Below are 18,029 nucleotides of genomic sequence, written 5' to 3'. Positions count from 1 at the left end.
GCGTCAGACCCCTCACTCGTTGGTCGCGGCGCCGGAGCGCGATCTGGCGATGATCGCGGACGCGACCATGTTGACCAGCAGGGTGATCGTGAACAGCACGAGCCCGGCGGCCATCAGGGCCGACAGCGACAGCTTGTCGGACTCGCCGTATCGCAGCGCGATCAGCGAGGAGATGGAGTTGGAGTCGGCTTGCAGGGGATGCCAGGTGATCGCGAACACCGGCGAGATGATCAGCGCGACGGCGATGGTCTCACCCATGGCCCGGCCGAACCCCAGCATCACCGCGCCGATCATCCCGCCCTTACCGAACGGCAGCACGACGGTGCGCACCATCCCCCACCGCGTGGCGCCCAAGGCATAGGCGCCCTCCCGCTCTCCGGTCGGGGCCTGGGAGAACACCTCCCGGGACAGCGAGCAGACGATCGGGATGATCATCAGCGCCACCACCACCCCGGCGATGAACCCCGATTGCGAGTAGGAAGCGGAGACCTCGCCGTTGCGCACCTTGAGGAACGGCAGCACGCCACCGAGGTGGGTCGCCGCCCAGCGCTCGAACCCGATGATGCGCGGCGTGAGGAAGATCAGCCCCCACAGCCCGTAGACGATGCTCGGCACCGCCGCCATCAGGTCGATCAGCGAGATCAGAGTCCGGCGAAGGCCGGAAGGCGCGTACTCGGAGATCCACAGCGCCGCGGACAGCGCCACCGGCACCGCGATCACCAGCGCGATGACCGCGATGATGATCCCGTCCGGCAGCACGGCACCCACGCCGAACCGGTGCGTGGCCGTCTGCCACCGCTGCTCGGTCAGGAAGGACCAGCCCGTGGCGTGCAGCGCCTGCGCGCCGCGGGTGATGAGGAACAGGGCGATCAGCCCCATGATCGCGAACACCGACAGGCCGGCGCCCCGGAAGGCGATCCGGAAGACCCGGTCGCCGCGCGAGACGCCAGGGATGATCTTCATCGGGGTGTCGTCGGCGGGGGCGGGCGCCGCCCCGGGGCCGGAGCCCTGGGGCGGCGACCCGAACAGGTCGTCGGCCAGCTCGGTGCCGGCGTCGGCGGTGGTCACCGGCTCACCGCCCGAAACGCCGCTTGGCCTGCGGCCACAGCGCCCGAAGCTTGGTGCTCACGCCGCCGGAGGACAGGACCAGCGCCGCGGGACCGGCGGCCACCAGGACCAGGCCGATGATCAGCAGGATCGGCAGGATCAGCCGGCCGACCCCGGCCTTGTCAGCAGTGGCACTACCCACCGCCGCCGCCGTGGTGGAGCCGCTCAGGTTGCGGGTCGGGCCGCTGCTCCCGGAGGCTCCAGCCGCGCCCTTGGACGAACCGGACGCGCCGTCCGCCGCGTCGGCACCGCCGTTCGCCCCGCCGTTGCCGCCCAGCGTGCTGGTGCTGTAAGAGACCGAGGGCGTGCCGTTCTTCGTGACCGTCACCGGGGTGATCACCTCGTTGCCGGAGGTGGTGGGCTTGCCGGTGGCCGGGCCGGTGGCGGTCACCGTGGTCGGCCCGCCGTTCGGGCCGGCGCCGGCCCGAATCCTGCCGATCGCCGCGCCCGCCTGCGCCGCCTGCGCCGGGGTGTTCGCCGTGAAGCCGGGAGCGAGCTCGCCGGGCTGGGTGCCGGACAGCTGGCCGCTGCGGCTGTCCGTCACCGCGGACAGGAGATCGGCGATCGTGGTGGCCTTGGCCGCCGGGACCCCGGAGGTCGGAGCCATCGCGTATGTCGGGACGGTCAACGCGTAGGCGTTGGTGTCGCCCGAGTAGCCGGTGTGGGCGCTGCCCCACGGAAGCGACTGGGTCCCGGTCTTGGGATCGGTCACGTAGTCCAGGGCTGCCGACTTCATGCTGGAAGCGTTCGGAGGCACGTAGGCACCGGAACCATTGGCCAGGGCCGCGGTCGGCATGTTGAAGGCCGCGGCGCGGCCGGCGTCCATGACGGCGATCACGTCACGGCCGCCGACGAGTTGCGCCGTGCACTTGTCGTGGATGCCGTTGAACGCGTCGTACTGCCAGACGATGCATGTCGGGTTCGCCTGCAGCATGTGCCGGGCGACGTCGTCGAGCCCGGCCTGGAGCGGGTTCCACTCGTAGCCCTTCATATGCGCCCCGTCATGATCCGCCGCGTTGGGATCGGTGGGGAAGGGCAGGCCGGTCCCCAGTTCGCCCGCGGGGCCGCTGCCGTCCTGAGAGACGAAGCTGTTGATGGGGTAGGGATATTTGGAGGTCTGGTAGAAGGAATCGACGTGCATGCCCCATGGATCCGGAGTCCCGGCCAGGAACGCCTCGGCGTCGGGATCCGACATGATCCACGTCGTCAGCTCCGTCACCAGATCAGTCGTGCCGCCCGTCACGATCGGCAGACTGGAGATGGCGTTCCCCGCGCAGTTCGGCCAGGTGACACCGGTCTGGGCGTTCAGCGCCAGGAACTCCGGATCGCTGAACAGACACGTCGGGTTCCCCGCCACCGACGGGATGTCGATCTTCGAGGTCGAGATGTGTTCGACGTCATAGGACTGCGTCAACAGTTTGGCGATCAATCTCGCGTTCAGCTTCACGCCGGTGATGGGCAGGTGCGTGCGGGCGTCATCGATGAAGAACGCGATCACGATGCCGGTGTTGCCCAGTGGCACATAGGTGTACGGATGCGCGCTGCTGGCCGCCGGATCGGCGGGCAGCGAGGTGAAGGCCATGTCAGCCCCGGCCCGGCCCTGCAAGAAGTCGCTGCGCGACTCCGGCTCGGTGATATCGCTGCTGTACTGCAGGGTTACCGGATCGGCCGAGTTGAGGCAGGCACCGACCGTCCACTGCGCCAAGGCCCGGTCGAGCATCGGCATCCCCTCGGCGGACACGCCGGCCGCACTGGCCGGACAGGCGCCGGCGACGGGGGCGAAGGAGAGCGGAATGGTGACGTGGTTGTTCCAGGCACACATCTCGCCGGTGCCGTTCTGGTTCGGGTCGACCTGGAGAAAGCCATTGAACGTCGCCATATAGGGAGGGTGGCGGTCCACCCCGTGGTCGGCGCAGTTCGGTGCCGGGGGCGACGTCGTACTGTCGATCCCGGTCGAGTCGCCGCCGTAGTTCGGTTCGACGACGATCGAACACGGGTTGGCCGCGTCACAGCCCAAAGACGGGCTTTGGTTCGCCGTGTAGACCTCGATGTCAGCGCTTCCGGTGCCGTCGCTACGAGTCACCGCGGGCACCGCGTTGTTGGGGAAGTCAGGCGCTGCCAGGCCTGCCCCGTCGTTGGGCTGGGCGAAGCCGGCGGCGGCCTTCTGGCCGTAGTGGGTCGTGCCGTAGCAGTCGGTGATCTTGGGATTCGTGCCCCGGCATTCGTAGACCGCGACCGGGTACAGGACGTTGAGGTTGGTGAACGTCACGAACTGGCCGCTGCTGGGAGTGAAACCGGTCCAGGACACATGAACCATCTGGTCCACAAGGTTCGTTGTCTGGGAAACCGTCACAGCGCCGTTGGCGCCGTACGTCTGCGTGGACGGAATCCAGACCGCTGGTCCGGGGACGGTGACCGACGAGCTGTCAGCGTGGGCCGCGGCGATGGTGTGCGCACCCGGAGGCAGCAGAACCAGGGCCGCCATGAACGCGGCCGTCCAGGCGAGTACGGCCGCACAATAGGCGCGCACGCCTCTGCGGCGCCGGACGGCTCCCGCTTCACGGGGCGACATGGAGGAACCTCCGAGATCGAAAATCAGGGGACGCATACATTCGCCCGCTCGCGGGCGACGGGGAACCGACCGCGACGCGGCCAAGGCGAAAACGGTGGCCGACCGCGAAACGACGCCGGGACCGGCCCGGCGTCGCACTTTCGGTCGGCATGTCAATGAATTGATCAGGAGGCCGGCGTGTAGGTGGCGCTCAGGGAGCCGACAGCCTGGTTGGCGGTGAAGAACGTGGTGCCCAGCGCCTGGTCCAGATAGGCGGCGCCGTCGGCCGGGATGTCCGCGTCACCGGTCAGGGTCTCCGGCTTGACGCCGATGTTGCTGATCACGGTGTCGCCGCCGAACTCGAACAGGTTCACCGGCGTGGTGCCGCCGTCGGGCACCGCGGACAGCTCCTGGCTGCGGGCGCTGAGGGAGACCTGGTGGAAGCAGACGATCTTGCCGGTCAGCGCGTCCGCGAAGGCGATCCCGCCGCCGAGCGTCACGCTGCCGTAGTAGCGCGCCAGCACGGCGTTGCCACCGGTGACCGGGAAGGTCGCGGTCGCACCGGTGGCGCTGTTGTAGGACCCGGTCGCCGTCGGCAGCGGCACCGCCGCGATGCCGGAGCGGAGCGCCGAGGTGAGGAAGGCGTTGGAGGCGGTCAAGGCGACCGAACCGGAAGCCGGGGTGCCGGTCGCGCTGGCCGACGGCAGGGCGATGGCGGTCGCGGCGAGGGCGGCGGCGGCAGCCACCGTGCGCACAGCGGTGCGGTTCATGGGGACTCCTTGGAAGTCAGGGATAGAGGGCGGACATGGGGAAGGGAGGAAGAGCCGGGCCCGCCGAGTCGTCCATGGACGGCTCCGGCGGGCCCGGTCGTGAGGCCGGATCACCGCGACCGAGGGTCAGTGGTGCTCCGACCGGTGAGAGGTCACTGACCGGCGGTCAGGGTGCCGCAGGCGTTGCCCAGCGTCTGGAAGCCGTAGCTGGTGATCAGGCTGCTGGCGGCGGTGCCACACAGGTAGCCGCCGTTGGTGGAGCGGTCGAGCAGGGCCTTCAGGCGCGGGCCCTCGGTGGCGTCGGCCCAGTCGGACTGGCGCACGACGTGGTAGACCTCGCGGGTGTAAGTCAGCGGGAAGTTCGCGTTCCACACCTTGTTGGTCTGGTCGATCTGGGTGTTGCCGTCGATCGAGCGGAAGACGTCCAGGACGCCGATGTTGTCGGTGCCGCTGCCCTTGCCGTCGTAGAGCTGGCCGACCGCGTGGCTCAGCGAGTAGGGGAAGACGGCGTTCACGTCACCGGCGAAGACCGAGGCGGTGCCCTCGTTCTCCTCCGGCGTGGTGGCGTTCCAGCACGGCTCGCTGGCGGCCGTGATGTTCAGCGCGGACAGGAAGAACGAACGGGTGCCGGAACCGGACTGCGGGACGATCGGGTCGATCGTCGCGTTCGGGCCGGTGTAGCCGGGCTCGTCGGTGATCTGGTTCCAGTTGGTGATGCTGCAGGTGTAGATGCCCTGCAGGTCGGCCGAGGTCAGGTCGGTCGGCGCGTTGCCGCCGGTGAAGCCGGCCCAGCCCACCGCGTCCTGGGCGAACGGGATGAACCAGTCCGCGGTGCCCGTGTTCGGACCGCGCGAGGAGCGGGCGATGTCGAGCGTGGCGTTGGTGTTGTTGTTCAGCGCCGTGATGCCCTGGCCGGAACCGTTCGGCCGGGGAATCGAGGTGGCGCCGGTCTTCGGGGTGATCGGCGAGGTGCCGGTCGCGTCCCAGGTGTAGAACTTCGAGGCCGGGCTGGTCGCGTTGTACTGGGTCGACAGACCGTTGTCGAACGCCTGGATGGTGTCCGAACCGGCGGCGACGATGTCGGTCGCGGCCGGGGTGGTGCCCGCCGGCGGGTCGGCCAGCGCGGCGCCGTTCGACGCCACCGTGGCGCCGAGGACGGCCGCGGCGACCGCCGAGGTGATGGCGAGCTTGCGGGTGACAGAGCGCATTGCGTTTCCTCCTGCAAGGGGGACTGGTCCTTGCGGGAATGAGACTCGCCGACCGGCGAGCGGACGACCAGAGGGCACTCTGTGTGCGGTCCGCGGCCGAATCGGCCTCGGACCGCACAGATGTGCTGCTTGAGGGGTGTGTGAGTGCCCTGAAACAAAGTCCGGCATAACCCGGTGTGCTTCCGGCAGTGGCGCTTCGGTGCCGTCTTCGGAGCCTCGCGTTCACCCGCGGCAGCGGAGGGCCGGTTGCCGGCGGTAAGGGTGCGGCGGTAGCCGCCCCGGGACTCCGAAGCGGTAGCCGGTTCGAACTACTCAGCACTCACCTTCGCCGAGGACCACACATCGTCACAACGTCCTCACCAACCGTCGCCGCGTCGATCGGCGGCCACGGCCCGCCGCACAAGCAGGCCACGCGCCCGGCGATGAGCGCCGGTACCACCGGCGTGCGCCAGAAGTGCTTCCGTCGGTACCGTCCCGGCGCCATCCCGGACACGCCTCGTTCACCTACCGCGCCGGGCGTAGCCCGACAAGGCGTTCCGGAACCCGATGGCGCCTCCGCGGCACTGGTCCGGTCGCAGGTACCCGCGCGCGCTGCGGGCCACCACCCGCCCCGCGCTCATGCCCGCGCCCACGACGCGGACCGGGAGCGTGGCCGTCCACCACCAGTCCGGCCCGTCGCGGCCGAGGCGGATGCTGAGGGCGTCGCGGTCGGCGACCAGTTCGCGCCAGGCCGCGTCCAGGGCCTCGTCGCTGCGGTAGACGTTGGCCGAACGCGCCAGCGGACGGCCGTTGGCCGCGAGCAGGACCCAGGTCAGCTCGCCGTCGTCGGCGGAGCTGACCACCAGCGAGGCCGCCATCTCAGCCTTCTGCGGCGAGCAGCGCCAGGAACTTGGCGACCGCTATCTGACAGGTCGCGTACCGTTCATAGGAGCGGACCGACCGGGCCAGCGCCGTCCCGCTCGGCGACTGGAGCACCCAGGTCCAGCCGGCTCCGTCCTTCACATGGCTGATACGTGCCGACAGGGTCGGCGCGTCCCGGCGTAAGCGTGAGTAGGCGCGGCGGGCTTCGTCTATCCCCGAGTAGGCCGCGGCCGAGACGGCCACTATGCGACCGTTGCTCGCCTTGGCCCGCCACCGGTATCGCCCGTTGTCGGCCCGGTCCACCAGCACGCGTCCGCTTTCGTCCCGCACAGTGTCCACGGCCATTCCGCCCAACACTCGAGCTCCAGTTTGAAGCTGTCTCGAGCGATCAATCTAGGCGCGCGGAAGCTACCCCGAGTTGGGAAACGTCCGACCAGGGACATTTGTTCGCCTACCCGTTGCGCCTTAGTCGCCTACGAGGCGTGATCACCTGTCAGAGCACTGAGTTTCCTGTGAGGGGCGCCGGAGCCGGACGCCCCTGTCAACCGGTTCAGCAAACCCGGCGCCACCGGCTGTTCCTCCGTGCTCCACCGACGGCGTCGCCGACACCGAGCGAAGCCGGGCCGGTGCGGTGCGCGACCGGTCTGGGGGTCCCGTTCGGGAGCCGCGTCATGGGTGGGCGGAGCTGGTTCTCACGCCTTTCGGTTCCGCTTAACATCGACATCTAGTCTGGGTTGCTTCGACCGACAGCCCCCCTCAGATCGGAGACACAAGTGCGGATCACGGTGATCGGCACCGGGTATCTCGGTGTCACCCACGCCGCCTGCATGGCCGAACTCGGATTCGAGGTCATGGGCCTGGATGTGGACGTGGAGAAGGTCGCCGCGCTGGCCGACGGCCGCGTCCCCTTCTACGAGCCCGGGCTGCAGGAGCTGATGCGCGAGCAGATCGCGGCCGGCCGGCTGTCCTTCACCTCCGACTACGCCGAGCTGGCCGCGTGGGCCGGCGACGGCGCGGTGCACTTCGTCTCGGTGGGCACGCCGCAGAAGAAGGGCGAGTACGCCGCCGACATGACCTATGTCGACGCCGCCTTCGACAGCATCGCCCGGGCCATCGCGCACCAGGGCCGCTCGCTGGTGGTCGGCAAGTCGACGGTCCCGGTCGGCACCGCCGCCCGGATCGCCGACCGGCTCGCGGAGCTGGCGCCGAACGCCGAGGTGGCGTGGAACCCCGAGTTCCTGCGCGAGGGCTACGCGGTGCAGGACACGCTGCACCCGGACCGGCTGGTGATCGGCGTGCGGTCCGAGCAGGCCGAGGCGGATCTGCGCCACTTGTACGCCCAGCTGCTGGCCGAGAAGGTGCCGCTGGTCGTCACCGACTTCTCGACCGCCGAGCTGGTCAAGGTCTCCGCGAACTCCTTCCTCGCGGTCAAGATCTCCTTCATCAACGCCATGGCCGAGGTGTGCGAGGCGGCCGGCGCCGACGTCATGCAGCTGTCCCAGGCGCTGTCCTACGACCCGCGGATCGGCGGCCGCTTCCTGGTACCCGGGCTCGGCTTCGGCGGCGGCTGCCTGCCCAAGGACATCCGGGCGTTCATGGCCCGGGCCGGGGAGCTGGGCGTGGACCAGGCGCTGGCCTTCCTGAAGGAGGTCGACGCCATCAACATGCGGCGCCGGGCCCGGACGGTGGACCTGGCCCGGGAGCAGTGCGACGGCTCGCTGCTCGGCAAGCGGGTCGCGGTGTGGGGCGCGGCGTTCAAGCCGGAATCCGACGACATCCGCGACTCCCCCGCGCTGAACGTCGCGGCGTCGATACACCTGCAGGGCGCGCAGGTCACGGTCTACGACCCGAAGGCCACCGACAACGCCCGCAAGATGTTCCCGACCCTGTCCTACGCCGATACGGCGATGGAGGCCGCGGAGCAGGCGGACGTGATCCTGCACCTGACGGAGTGGAAGGAATTCCGCGAGCTGGACCCGGCGGTGGTCGGCGGCCAGGTGCGGAGCACCCGCATCATCGACGGCCGCAACGCGCTGGACGCGGCGGCCTGGCGGGCCGCGGGCTGGACCTACCGGGCCCTGGGGCGGCCCTGACCAGCTGCGGGATCCCCGTTAGCCGAACCCGGGCGGGCGCCGCCAGGCGACCCGCCCATCTTTACAGCTCTTTCACCGTCATCCCGCCAGACAAGACATCCGGGCATTCCCACTACCGCTCGGGGAAACTTACCCGCCGTAACATTGGAGTACGGGTAACGACACTTCTCACTACAGGGCGGGTTTCCCATGACCAAGCAGGTTGAGAAGGTAGACCGGGTCATCATCCGTTTCGCCGGGGACTCCGGCGACGGCATGCAGCTGACCGGTGACCGGTTCACCTCCGAGACCGCGGCGTTCGGCAACGACCTGTCGACGCTGCCCGACTTCCCCGCGGAGATCCGCGCCCCCGCCGGGACCCTGCCCGGCGTGTCCGCGTTCCAACTGCACTTCGCCGACCACGACATCCTCACCCCCGGCGACGCGCCGGACGTGCTGGTGGCGATGAACCCGGCGGCGCTGAAAGCAAACCTCAAGGACGTCCCGCGCGGCGGCACGGTCATCGTCAACACCGACGAGTTCACCCCGCGCGCCCTGACCAAGGTCGGCTACGCCGCCGACCCGCTGGAGGACGGTTCACTGGACGGCTACAAGGTGCACAGGGTCGCGCTGACCACGCAGACGGTGAAGGTGTTGGAGGGTTTCGACATCTCCCGCAAGGACGCCGAGCGCGCGAAGAACATGTACTCGCTCGGTCTGCTGTCCTGGCTCTACCACCGGCCGACCGATGCCACGGTGGCGTTCCTGGAGAAGAAGTTCGCCAAGAAGCCGACGATAGCGGCCGCGAACGTGGCGGCCTTCCGGGCCGGGTGGAACTACGGGGAGACCACCGAGGACTTCGTCGTCTCCTACGAGGTCGCGCCGGCCCCGATGCCCAAGGGCACCTACCGGAACATCCACGGCAACCTCGCACTGGCGTACGGCCTGATCGCCGCCGGCCACCAGAGCGGGCTGCCGCTGTTCCTCGGCGCGTACCCGATCACCCCGGCCTCGGACATCCTGCACGAGCTGAGCAAGCACAAGAACCACGGCGTGCGGACCTTCCAGGCCGAGGACGAGATCGCCGGCATCGGCGCGGCCCTGGGCGCCAGCTTCGGCGGCGCGCTCGGGGTGACCACCACCTCCGGCCCCGGCATCGCCCTCAAGGGCGAGACCATCGGCCTGGCCGTGAGCCTGGAGCTGCCGCTGGTGATCTGCGACATCCAGCGCGGCGGCCCGAGCACCGGTCTGCCGACCAAGACCGAGCAGTCCGACCTGCTGCTGGCCATGTTCGGGCGCAACGGCGAGGCACCGGTGCCGATCGTGGCCCCGCGCTCCCCCGCCGACTGCTTCGACGCCGCCCTGGAGGCGGTCCGGATCGCCGTCACCTACCGCACCCCGGTGTTCCTGCTGTCCGACGGCTACCTGGCCAACGGCTCCGAGCCCTGGCACATCCCGGACGTCGCCGACCTGCCGGAGATCGCCCCGAACTTCGCCGCCGGCCCGAACAAGGTGCTCGAGGACGGCAGCGAGGAGTTCTGGCCGTTCCTGCGCGACCCGGAGACGCTGGCCCGGCCCTGGGCCATCCCCGGCACCGCGGGCCTGGAGCACCGGATCGGCGGCATCGAGAAGCAGGACGGGACCGGCAACATCTCCTACGACCCGGCGAACCACGACCTGATGGTCCGCACCCGCGCGGCCAAGGTCGCCGGGATCGACATCCCCGACCTGGAAGTCGACGACCCCTCGGGCGAGGCGAAGATCCTGGTCCTGGGCTGGGGCTCGACCTACGGCCCGATCCAGGCGGCCTGCCGCCAGGTCCGCCGGGGCGGGCAACGGGTCGCGCACGCCCACTTGCGGCACTTGAACCCCTTCCCGGCCAATCTCGGGCGCATACTGAAGGAGTACGACAGAGTGCTCATCCCCGAGATGAACCTCGGGCAGCTCTCCATGCTCATCCGCGCCCGCTACCTCGTGGACGCGGTCGGCTACAACCAGGTGCGCGGCCTGCCGTTCAAGGCGGCCGAGCTGGCCGAAGTGATCAAGAACCTGATCGCGTCGGACGCGGTTGGCGATTCAGCAAGGGCGGGGGTCTAAGACATGCCGGAGCTCCTCAAGCTCACGACCAAGGATTTCAAGACCGACCAGGAAGTCCGCTGGTGCCCCGGCTGCGGGGACTACGCGGTCCTGGCGGCGGTCCAGGGCTTCATGCCCTCCCTGGGCATCGCCCGGGAGGACATCGTCTTCGTCTCCGGGATCGGCTGCTCCTCCCGCTTCCCGTACTACATGAACACCTACGGGATGCACTCCATCCACGGCCGCGCCCCGGCGATCGCCACCGGCCTGGCCGCCTCCCGGCCGGACCTGTCGGTCTGGGTGGTCACCGGCGACGGCGACGCGCTGTCGATCGGCGGCAACCACCTGATCCACGCCCTGCGCCGGAACGTCAACCTGAAGATCCTGCTGTTCAACAACCGGATCTACGGGCTGACCAAGGGCCAGTACTCGCCGACCTCCGAACAGGGCAAGATCACCAAGAGCACCCCCTACGGGTCGCTGGACGCCCCGTTCAACCCGGTCTCGCTGGCCCTGGGCGCCGAGGCGACGTTCGTGGCCCGGAGCATCGACTCCGACCGCAAGCACCTGACCTCGGTGCTCCAGGCCGCGGCCGAGCACCAGGGCACCGCGCTGATCGAGATCTACCAGAACTGCAACATCTTCAACGACGGCGCCTTCGAGAAACTGAAGGACAACGGCGTCCGGGACCGGCACCTGATCCGCCTGGAGCACGGCCAGCCGATCTCCTTCGGCGCCGAGGACGAGCGGTACGGGATCGTGCGGATGCCCGACGCCACCTTGAAGGCGGTGCCGCTGGAGCAGGCCGGGGACTCGGTGCTGATCCACGACGCCCACGCCCCGGAGCCGGACCTGGCCTTCGCCCTGTCCCGGCTGCCCGACCCGGCCACGCTCTCCCCGACCCCGATCGGCGTCTTCCGGGACGTCACCCGGCCGACCTACGACCGGCTGATGGCCGACCAGTTGGACGACGCGGCCCGCAAGCTCGGCTCGGGCAAGCTGGCCGAACTGTTGACCGGGTCCGACACGTGGACGATCTCGTGAGAGGTCGAACACTCCCCCGTTCGGCCCCGGCCCGGCGATGAGTTCGACGGCCATGCGACAGTCCTGGTCGCAAACGCACAGCTCATGATCGAGAACGCCCCTCCCGCTCGCGGGCAGGGGCGTTCTCGCACGTGCAAACGAAATGCAAACGCCCTCGGGTTGGATGATCTGATCTCCAGGGTGATAGGACAGACCTTCGGCATGGGCATAGGGACCATGTTGGACCTTTGGATCCCGCCGAAACGAGGCAGCAAGCGATGAGCAGTACCAGCACGGCCGGGCCGAAACCGGCCGGCGCGGGGGCGAAGTCGGTACCGGTCGCCGCGCCCGGGGCTCTGGCCCCGGACGTCAACCTCCCGGAGAGCCTCAGCTACCGGGTCAAGAAGCGGCTGCTCGGCCAGCCGCTGGTGAACGACCAGTTGCACGGCGAGAAGCTGTCGAACCCGGTCGCGCTCGGCGTCCTGGCGCCGGACTGCGTGTCCTCCTCGGCGTACGGCACCGAGCAGATGCTGACCCAGCTCGTGCCGTACTTCGGCACCGTGGGCTTCATGCTGGTCATGCCGGTCACCGGGGTGATCCTGGGCCTGCTGCTCCTGCTGACCCTGTGCTATCGGGACGTCGTCCGGCACTACACCAAGGCCGGCGGCGCGTACGTGGTGGCGCGCGAGAACTTCGGGCAGAAGGTCGCCCAGATCGCCGCGGTCGCCCTGCTCATCGACTACATCGTGACGGTGGCGGTGCAGATCGCCGCCGGCACGGACGCGATCGCGTCCTGGATGACCTTCACCTTCCACGTCAACATCGACAGCTGGAAGATCTACATCTCGGTCTTCGTGATCATCCTGCTGTGCTTCGGCAACCTGCGCGGCATCCGCGAGGCCGGGCGCTCGTTCGCGGTCCCGGCCTACTTCTACATCCTGATGGCCGGCACGACCGTGCTCCTGGGCCTGATCAAGCTGGCCACCACCGGCCTGCCGCAGGCGGTCAGCCTGCACGACCAGGCCGGCGGCGCGCTGCGGCTCGGCGGCTACACCGGCACCCTGTTCCAGTTCACCGCGATCCTGTGGATCCTGAAGGGCTTCGCGAACGGCGGCTCCTCGCTGACCGGCCTGGAGGCCATCTCCAACGGCGTGTCGGTGTTCAAGAAGCCGGCCGGCAAGAACGCCGCCAAGACGATGATCTTCATGTCGACGGCGCTGGGCTCGCTGGTGCTGGGCATCTCGATCCTGGCCTGGCAGCTGAAGACCAACCCGTACGGCAGCGGCAACCCGACCGTGCTGGCCCAGATCACCAAGATCACCTGGGGCGGCCACGGCTTCGGCACGGTGATGCTGACCCTGGTGCAGCTGTCCACCGCGCTGATCCTCTATACCGGCGGCAACACCTCGTTCAACGGGTTCCCCTTCCTGACCTCGTTCGTCGCCGAGGACAACTTCCTGCCCCGGCAGTTCCTGGTCCGCGGGCACCGATTGTCCTTCTCCAACGGCATCATCGTGCTCACGATCCTGTCGCTGGCGCTGCTCATCGGCACCGGCGGCGACCTGACGTCGCTGGTGGCCCTGTACGCGATCGGCGTGTTCACCGGCTTCGTGATGGCCTCGGCGGGCCTGTTCAAGTACCACTGGTCGCGCAACGAGCCGTACCGCTGGTGGAAGCTGTTCGTGGCCGGGTCGGCCTGTGTGATGTCGTTCGCGGTCGTGGTGATCTTCGCGACGGTGAAGTTCACCGAGGGCGCCTGGATGGTCGTCATCGTCTTTCCGCCGGCCGTGTTCGGCCTGATCCAGCTGAACAAGCGCTACCGCCGCGAGGCCGAGGCGCTGGCCAAGGCGCCGGCCTCGGCGGACCTGCCGATGCGGACCCAGACCTCGATCCTGGTCCTGGTGGACTCGGTCGACCTCGCGGTGATCAAGACACTGCGCTACGCCCGCTCGCTGCGGCCGACCGAGGTCCGCGCGGTGCACCTGATGGTCGACAACCTGTACGCCGAGCAGCTGCGCGGCCAATGGGACGCCTCGCAGGCCGCGGACATCCCGCTGGAGATCATCGAGGTGCCGGACCGGCGCATCCGCCGCGCGGCGATGGAGCTGGCGGCCCGCGAGACCTCGGACGGCTACGAGGTGACGGTGCTGCTCCCGCGGCGCACGTACTCCCCGGTGGTCGGCCGCCTGCTGCACGACCGCACGGCCGACCGCCTGGCCGAGGTGCTCTCGACGCTGCCGCACGTGGTGGCCACGATCGTGCCGTTCGACGTGGTCGAGGCGATCGAGGAGCTGGAGCTGGCGGAGAAGGGCCGCAAGTCCAAGGTCCGCGAGAGCGAGGCCGGCAGCGGCGCGGGCAAGCCCCGCTCCACCAAGAAGATGCTGCTCGACGCCGAGTGCGGCGCCGTCCCGGACCCCGGCCGCGGCGTCCCGGTCTCGGTCAGCCCGATCTCCACGGTCCAGTGGCGCCAGCGCGCCGCGGTCCAGGGCCGGGTCCGCTCGGTCGCCGTGTCCCCGGTGAAGGGCTCCCCCGCCCTGGAGGCCGAGCTCTACGACGCCTCCGGCGGCATCACCCTGGTCTTCTACGGCCGCCGCTCCATCCCCGGCATCGAGCCCGGAGCGCTGATGCGCGTCGAGGGCATGGTCGGCGAGATGGAGGGGCACCTGGCGATGGCGAACCCGACCTACAAGCTGCTGCCCCGCGAGCACGGGGACGACGAGTAGCGACAGCTGAACACTGCGGTGAGGCGCCTTCGGACCGATGGGTCCGGGGGCGCTTCGCTTTGGCCGCCGCGACCTGGCGGAGCACCGCTCGCCGCGGCCTCGCATCGGTAACAGTCCAACCACCGGTCCACCTGTGACAGAAGCAGGTCGCCGCCCTATCCTGTGCCTCATGGGAGAAAGCGGGAGCGCCGCTGAGCGGCGGCTCGGGGTGGGGTTCGGGATCGCGGCGTACGGGGCCTGGGGGTTGTTCCCGCTGTACTGGCCGCTGCTGGAGCCCGCGGGGGCCGGGGAGATCCTGGCGCACCGGATGGCGTGGTCGCTGCTGGCCGTGCTCGTGCTGCTGGCGCTGCGGCGGGTGCCGGACGGGACGACGCGGTGGGGGTGGGTGCGCCAGATCGTGCGGGCGCCGCGCAAGCTCGCGCTGCTCGCCGGGGCCGCGGTGGCCATCTCCGTGAACTGGTTCGTCTACATCTGGTCGGTGAACCACGGGCACACCGTCGACACCGCGTTCGGGTACTTCATCAACCCGCTGGTGACCGTGCTGTTCGGGGTGTTCCTGCTGCGGGAGCGGCTGCGGCGGCTGCAGTGGGCCGCGGTCGGGGTCGGGGCGGTCGCGGTCGTGGTGCTGGCCTTGGGGTACGGGAAGGCGCCGTGGATCGCGCTGGTGCTGGCCGGGAGTTTCGGGACGTACGGGCTGCTCAAGAAGCTCGTGGCGGTACCCGCCGCCGAAGCGATGGCGGTCGAGAGTTCGCTGCAGTTCGTGCCGGCCGTCGGGTATCTGGTGTGGCTCGGCACGCACGGGACCCTCGTTTTCGGGCAGCACGCCGGCAACACCGCGCTGCTGATGCTCGCCGGGCCGGTGACGGTGCTGCCGCTGATCGCGTTCGGGGCGGCGGCCAACCGGCTGCCGCTGTCGATGGTCGGGCTGTTGCAGTTCCTGGCACCGATCCTGCAGTTCCTGTGCGGGGTGCTGGTGCAGCACGAGGCGGTGCCGCCGGCCCGGCTGGCCGGGTTCCTGATCGTCTGGGCCGCGCTGGTACTGCTGACCGTGGACGCACTGCGCGCGGCCCGGCGCTCCGGTCGCGGCGACCTGCCCGGTCAGTCCACGTCCACATCCGACAGCTCGTCCAGCATGCACGACAGCACCTTGACGCAGGCGTCCACGTCGGCCTGAGTCAGGTCACCGCCGACCTGGCCGAGCAGCCCGCGCTCGCGGGCGATCACCGCCTCGATGGCGGTGCGGCCGGCGTCGGTGAGCCGGATCAGCGAGGACCGCCGGTGCGCCGGGTTCGGGACCGCCTCGGCGAACCCGCGCTCGGCCGCGTCGTTCACCATCCGCTGCACGAACTGCCGGCTCAACGCCTGCGCCCGGCCCATCTGCGGCACGGTCATCGGCCCGCCCTGGCGCAGCAGGTCCAGCACCATGCGCACGCCGGCGCCGACGCCGTCGATCTCCTCGCCCGTCTCGACCTTCCGCAGTACTCGCCGATACAACGGCCCGACCAGCAGATAGACGTCAGCGAGCCGCAAGGCCAGGTCCTCGGGAGAGAGCGGTTCATCAGCCACACCTCATTATGACACCTGAGTTGCCAACCCACGGCGAGAATGGCACCTTAGGTGTCATGAACGAGCTCCAGTACGCGACCCTCGCCGACGGCGGCCGGCTGGCCTACCGCGACGCGGGCACCGGTCCCCTCGTAGTCCTCCTGCACGGCGGCTTCCTCGACCACCGCCAGTGGAACGCGCAGCTGGCGACCCTGCCCGCGCGCTACCGCGTGATCGCCCCGGACGCGCGCGGCCACGGCGACAGCAGCAACGCCGCGGCCGCCTTCCGGCACACCGACGACATCGCGGCCCTGATCCGCCACCTCGACGCCGGCCCCGCGGTGCTGATCGGCGTCTCGATGGGCGCCGCGACCGCCACCGACACCGCCCTGGAACACCCGGAGCTGGTCCGCGCGCTGGTGGTCAGCGGAGCCGGCACCAGCGAGCCGGAGTTCGTGGACGGCTGGACCCGCCCGACGCTGGAGAAGGTCTGGCCGGCGCTGTTCTCCGGCGACCTCAAAGGCGCCCTGACGATCTGGAACGAGTTCACCAGCGGTCCGGACCGTGCCCTGGCCGACCTCGACCCCGCCGTCCCGGCGCTGATCGATGAGATGACCACGAAGACCTGGCTGAAGCACACCGCCGACGAGCAGGACTGGTCGGTGCACGCCGAGGACACCTGGGCCCGGGCGGCCAAGCTGACCATCCCGGTGCTGGCGGTGATCGGCGGCTCCGACTCCGACGACCACCGGCACAACGCCGAGCGGCTGGCCGACAGCGTCGCCGGCGGCCGCAAGGCCACCGTCGAGGACGCGGCGCACTACCCGAACATGGAACACCCGGGCGAGTTCGACGCGATCGTCACCGAGTTCATCGACGCGCTGGCCTGAAGAACGGCCGGCAGAAGCCCGGGGAAAGACAAAGCGCGCCGACGACATAAGCGTCGTCGGCGCGCTTTCGGTCTTCCCCGACCTGATATCAGGTGGTCCGGGAGATCACCACGTCGCACAGCGCGCGCAGCGCCTCCTTGGCCGGGATCTCCGCCAGCGGGTCCAGCACCGCCTTCGCCTTCTGCGCGTAGCCGCGCACGACGTCCCGTGCCTGCTCCATGCTCGGGTGCGCGCGCAGCAGTTCCAGCGCCTCGGCGAAGGCCTCGTCGTCGGCCGCCAGATCGGTCCGCAGCAGTTCCTGCAGCCGCTCGGTGTCCGGGTCGGCCGAGCCGTCCATCGCCAGCGCGATCAGCATCGGCAGGGTGTGCACGCCCTCGCGCAGGTCCGTGCCCGGCGTCTTGCCGGACTGCTCGGACTCCGAGGCGATGTCCAGCAGGTCGTCGGAGAGCTGGAAGGCCACCCCGAACAGTTCGCCGAACTCGGCCAGTATCCGCTCCTGGTCGCTGGTGCAGCCGGCGAAGATCGCGCCGAACCGGCCGGAGGTGGCGATCAGCGAGCCGGTCTTGCCGGCCAGCACCTCCAGATGGTGCTCCACCGGGTTCTGACCGTTCTTCGGGCCCACCGACTCCGAGATCTGCCCGCTCACCAGCCGTTCGAAGGTCTCGGCCTGTATCCGCACGGCGTCCGGGCCCAGCTCCGAGAGCAGGGTCGAGGCCCGGGCGAACAGGAAGTCGCCGGACAGGATGGCCAGCGAGTTGTCCCAGCGCTGGTTGGCCGAGGCCACCCCGCGGCGCAGCGCCGCCTCGTCCATCACGTCGTCGTGGTACAGGGTGGCCAGGTGGGTCAGCTCCACCACCACTGCGGCCTCCACGATGCCGGCCCGGGCCGGGTCGCCGAACTGCGCGGCCAGCAGGACCAGCAGCGGCCGGGTGCGCTTGCCGCCGGCCTGCGCCAGGTGCGAGGTGATCTCGCTGATGTAGGCGTGGTCGCTGCGGGTGTAGTTCAGCAGCACCTCCTCCACCCGGAGCAGGCCGTCCTTCAAGGCCACGGACAGGGCTTCGTCCTGCTGCAGGGCGATTGCGTACGGACCCCAGCCCTGCGTCGTCTCTTGAAGCGGCGGGGTCAGCGTGCCGGGAGTACTCACTGCGGCGGCCTTCCAGGTCGGGGCGGTGGTGGGCGGGTGCTGTCTCTTATACACAACTG

General features: G+C 69.8%; 14 protein-coding genes. 6 read left to right on the top strand and 8 right to left on the bottom strand.

The genetic code is table 11. The annotated features are described in order from the left end of the window. Positions 1 to 12 precede the first annotated feature (12 nt). The 6 genes from pstC to KGQ19_RS08130 all read right to left on the bottom strand — a co-directional run bounded on the left by pstC (position 13) and on the right by KGQ19_RS08130 (position 6,842). Positions 13 to 1,068, bottom strand: a complete 1,056-nt coding sequence (gene pstC, locus KGQ19_RS08155; protein WP_212008482.1) for a phosphate ABC transporter permease subunit PstC — start codon at positions 1,066 to 1,068, stop codon at positions 13 to 15. 4 nt (positions 1,069 to 1,072) lie between these two features. Beyond that, the gene (locus KGQ19_RS08150; protein WP_212008481.1) at positions 1,073 to 3,679 is read right to left on the bottom strand and encodes a hypothetical protein; all 2,607 of its coding nucleotides are present in this window, start codon (positions 3,677 to 3,679) and stop codon (positions 1,073 to 1,075) included. A 164-nt stretch (positions 3,680 to 3,843) separates the two neighbouring features. Then, a complete protein-coding gene (locus tag KGQ19_RS08145) occupies positions 3,844 to 4,428 on the bottom strand; it encodes a hypothetical protein (protein WP_212008480.1) in 585 nt (194 codons plus the stop codon). Between the two features lie 152 nt (positions 4,429 to 4,580). After that, on the bottom strand, positions 4,581 to 5,636 hold the full coding sequence (locus KGQ19_RS08140) for a substrate-binding domain-containing protein (RefSeq protein ID WP_212008479.1): 1,056 nt from the start codon (positions 5,634 to 5,636) through the stop codon (positions 4,581 to 4,583). A gap of 500 nt (positions 5,637 to 6,136) precedes the next feature. Continuing rightward, positions 6,137 to 6,493: a hypothetical protein gene (locus KGQ19_RS08135; RefSeq protein WP_212008478.1), complete on the bottom strand. Its 357-nt coding sequence runs from the start codon at positions 6,491 to 6,493 to the stop codon at positions 6,137 to 6,139. A 1-nt stretch (position 6,494) separates the two neighbouring features. Further along, complete coding sequence (locus KGQ19_RS08130) at positions 6,495 to 6,842, bottom strand: YegP family protein (protein WP_212008477.1); 348 nt, start codon at positions 6,840 to 6,842, stop codon at positions 6,495 to 6,497. Between the two features lie 428 nt (positions 6,843 to 7,270). On the opposite strand from KGQ19_RS08130, the gene KGQ19_RS08125 reads away from it, so the two are divergent. From KGQ19_RS08125 to rarD, 5 genes are all read left to right on the top strand, one after another. Continuing rightward, positions 7,271 to 8,590 carry a UDP-glucose dehydrogenase family protein gene (locus KGQ19_RS08125; RefSeq protein ID WP_212008476.1) on the top strand — a complete coding sequence of 440 codons (1,320 nt, stop codon included), beginning with the start codon at positions 7,271 to 7,273 and terminating at the stop codon, positions 8,588 to 8,590. Between the two features lie 189 nt (positions 8,591 to 8,779). Then, positions 8,780 to 10,666 (top strand): 2-oxoacid:acceptor oxidoreductase subunit alpha, encoded by a 1,887-nt coding sequence (locus tag KGQ19_RS08120; protein ID WP_212008475.1) that lies wholly within the window; start codon positions 8,780 to 8,782, stop codon positions 10,664 to 10,666. 3 nt (positions 10,667 to 10,669) lie between these two features. Next, on the top strand, positions 10,670 to 11,689 hold the full coding sequence (locus KGQ19_RS08115; RefSeq protein WP_212008474.1) for a 2-oxoacid:ferredoxin oxidoreductase subunit beta: 1,020 nt from the start codon (positions 10,670 to 10,672) through the stop codon (positions 11,687 to 11,689). A 257-nt stretch (positions 11,690 to 11,946) separates the two neighbouring features. Next, positions 11,947 to 14,391 (top strand): amino acid permease, encoded by a 2,445-nt coding sequence (locus KGQ19_RS08110; RefSeq protein ID WP_212008473.1) that lies wholly within the window; start codon positions 11,947 to 11,949, stop codon positions 14,389 to 14,391. 169 nt (positions 14,392 to 14,560) lie between these two features. After that, positions 14,561 to 15,565, top strand: coding sequence for an EamA family transporter RarD (rarD, locus tag KGQ19_RS08105; RefSeq protein ID WP_212008472.1), 1,005 nt, complete (start codon positions 14,561 to 14,563; stop codon positions 15,563 to 15,565). Here rarD and KGQ19_RS08100 read toward each other — a convergent pair. After that, positions 15,490 to 15,957 (bottom strand): MarR family winged helix-turn-helix transcriptional regulator, encoded by a 468-nt coding sequence (locus KGQ19_RS08100; RefSeq protein ID WP_212008471.1) that lies wholly within the window; start codon positions 15,955 to 15,957, stop codon positions 15,490 to 15,492. The genes rarD and KGQ19_RS08100 overlap by 76 nt on opposite strands. Positions 15,958 to 16,013: 56 nt before the next feature. On the opposite strand from KGQ19_RS08100, the gene KGQ19_RS08095 reads away from it, so the two are divergent. Beyond that, on the top strand, positions 16,014 to 16,826 hold the full coding sequence (locus KGQ19_RS08095) for an alpha/beta hydrolase (protein ID WP_212008470.1): 813 nt from the start codon (positions 16,014 to 16,016) through the stop codon (positions 16,824 to 16,826). Between the two features lie 88 nt (positions 16,827 to 16,914). Here the strand turns inward: KGQ19_RS08095 and KGQ19_RS08090 are convergent, their stop codons facing one another. Next, positions 16,915 to 17,952: a polyprenyl synthetase family protein gene (locus tag KGQ19_RS08090; RefSeq protein ID WP_368862073.1), complete on the bottom strand. Its 1,038-nt coding sequence runs from the start codon at positions 17,950 to 17,952 to the stop codon at positions 16,915 to 16,917. Between the last annotated feature and the right edge of the window lie 77 nt (positions 17,953 to 18,029).

It is taken from the genome of Catenulispora pinistramenti (genome assembly GCF_018274385.1).
Lineage (GTDB): Bacteria > Actinomycetota > Actinomycetes > Streptomycetales > Catenulisporaceae > Catenulispora > Catenulispora pinistramenti.
Note: the sequence above shows the minus strand (reverse complement) of the source record. Positions and strands in the feature narration are given on the sequence as shown.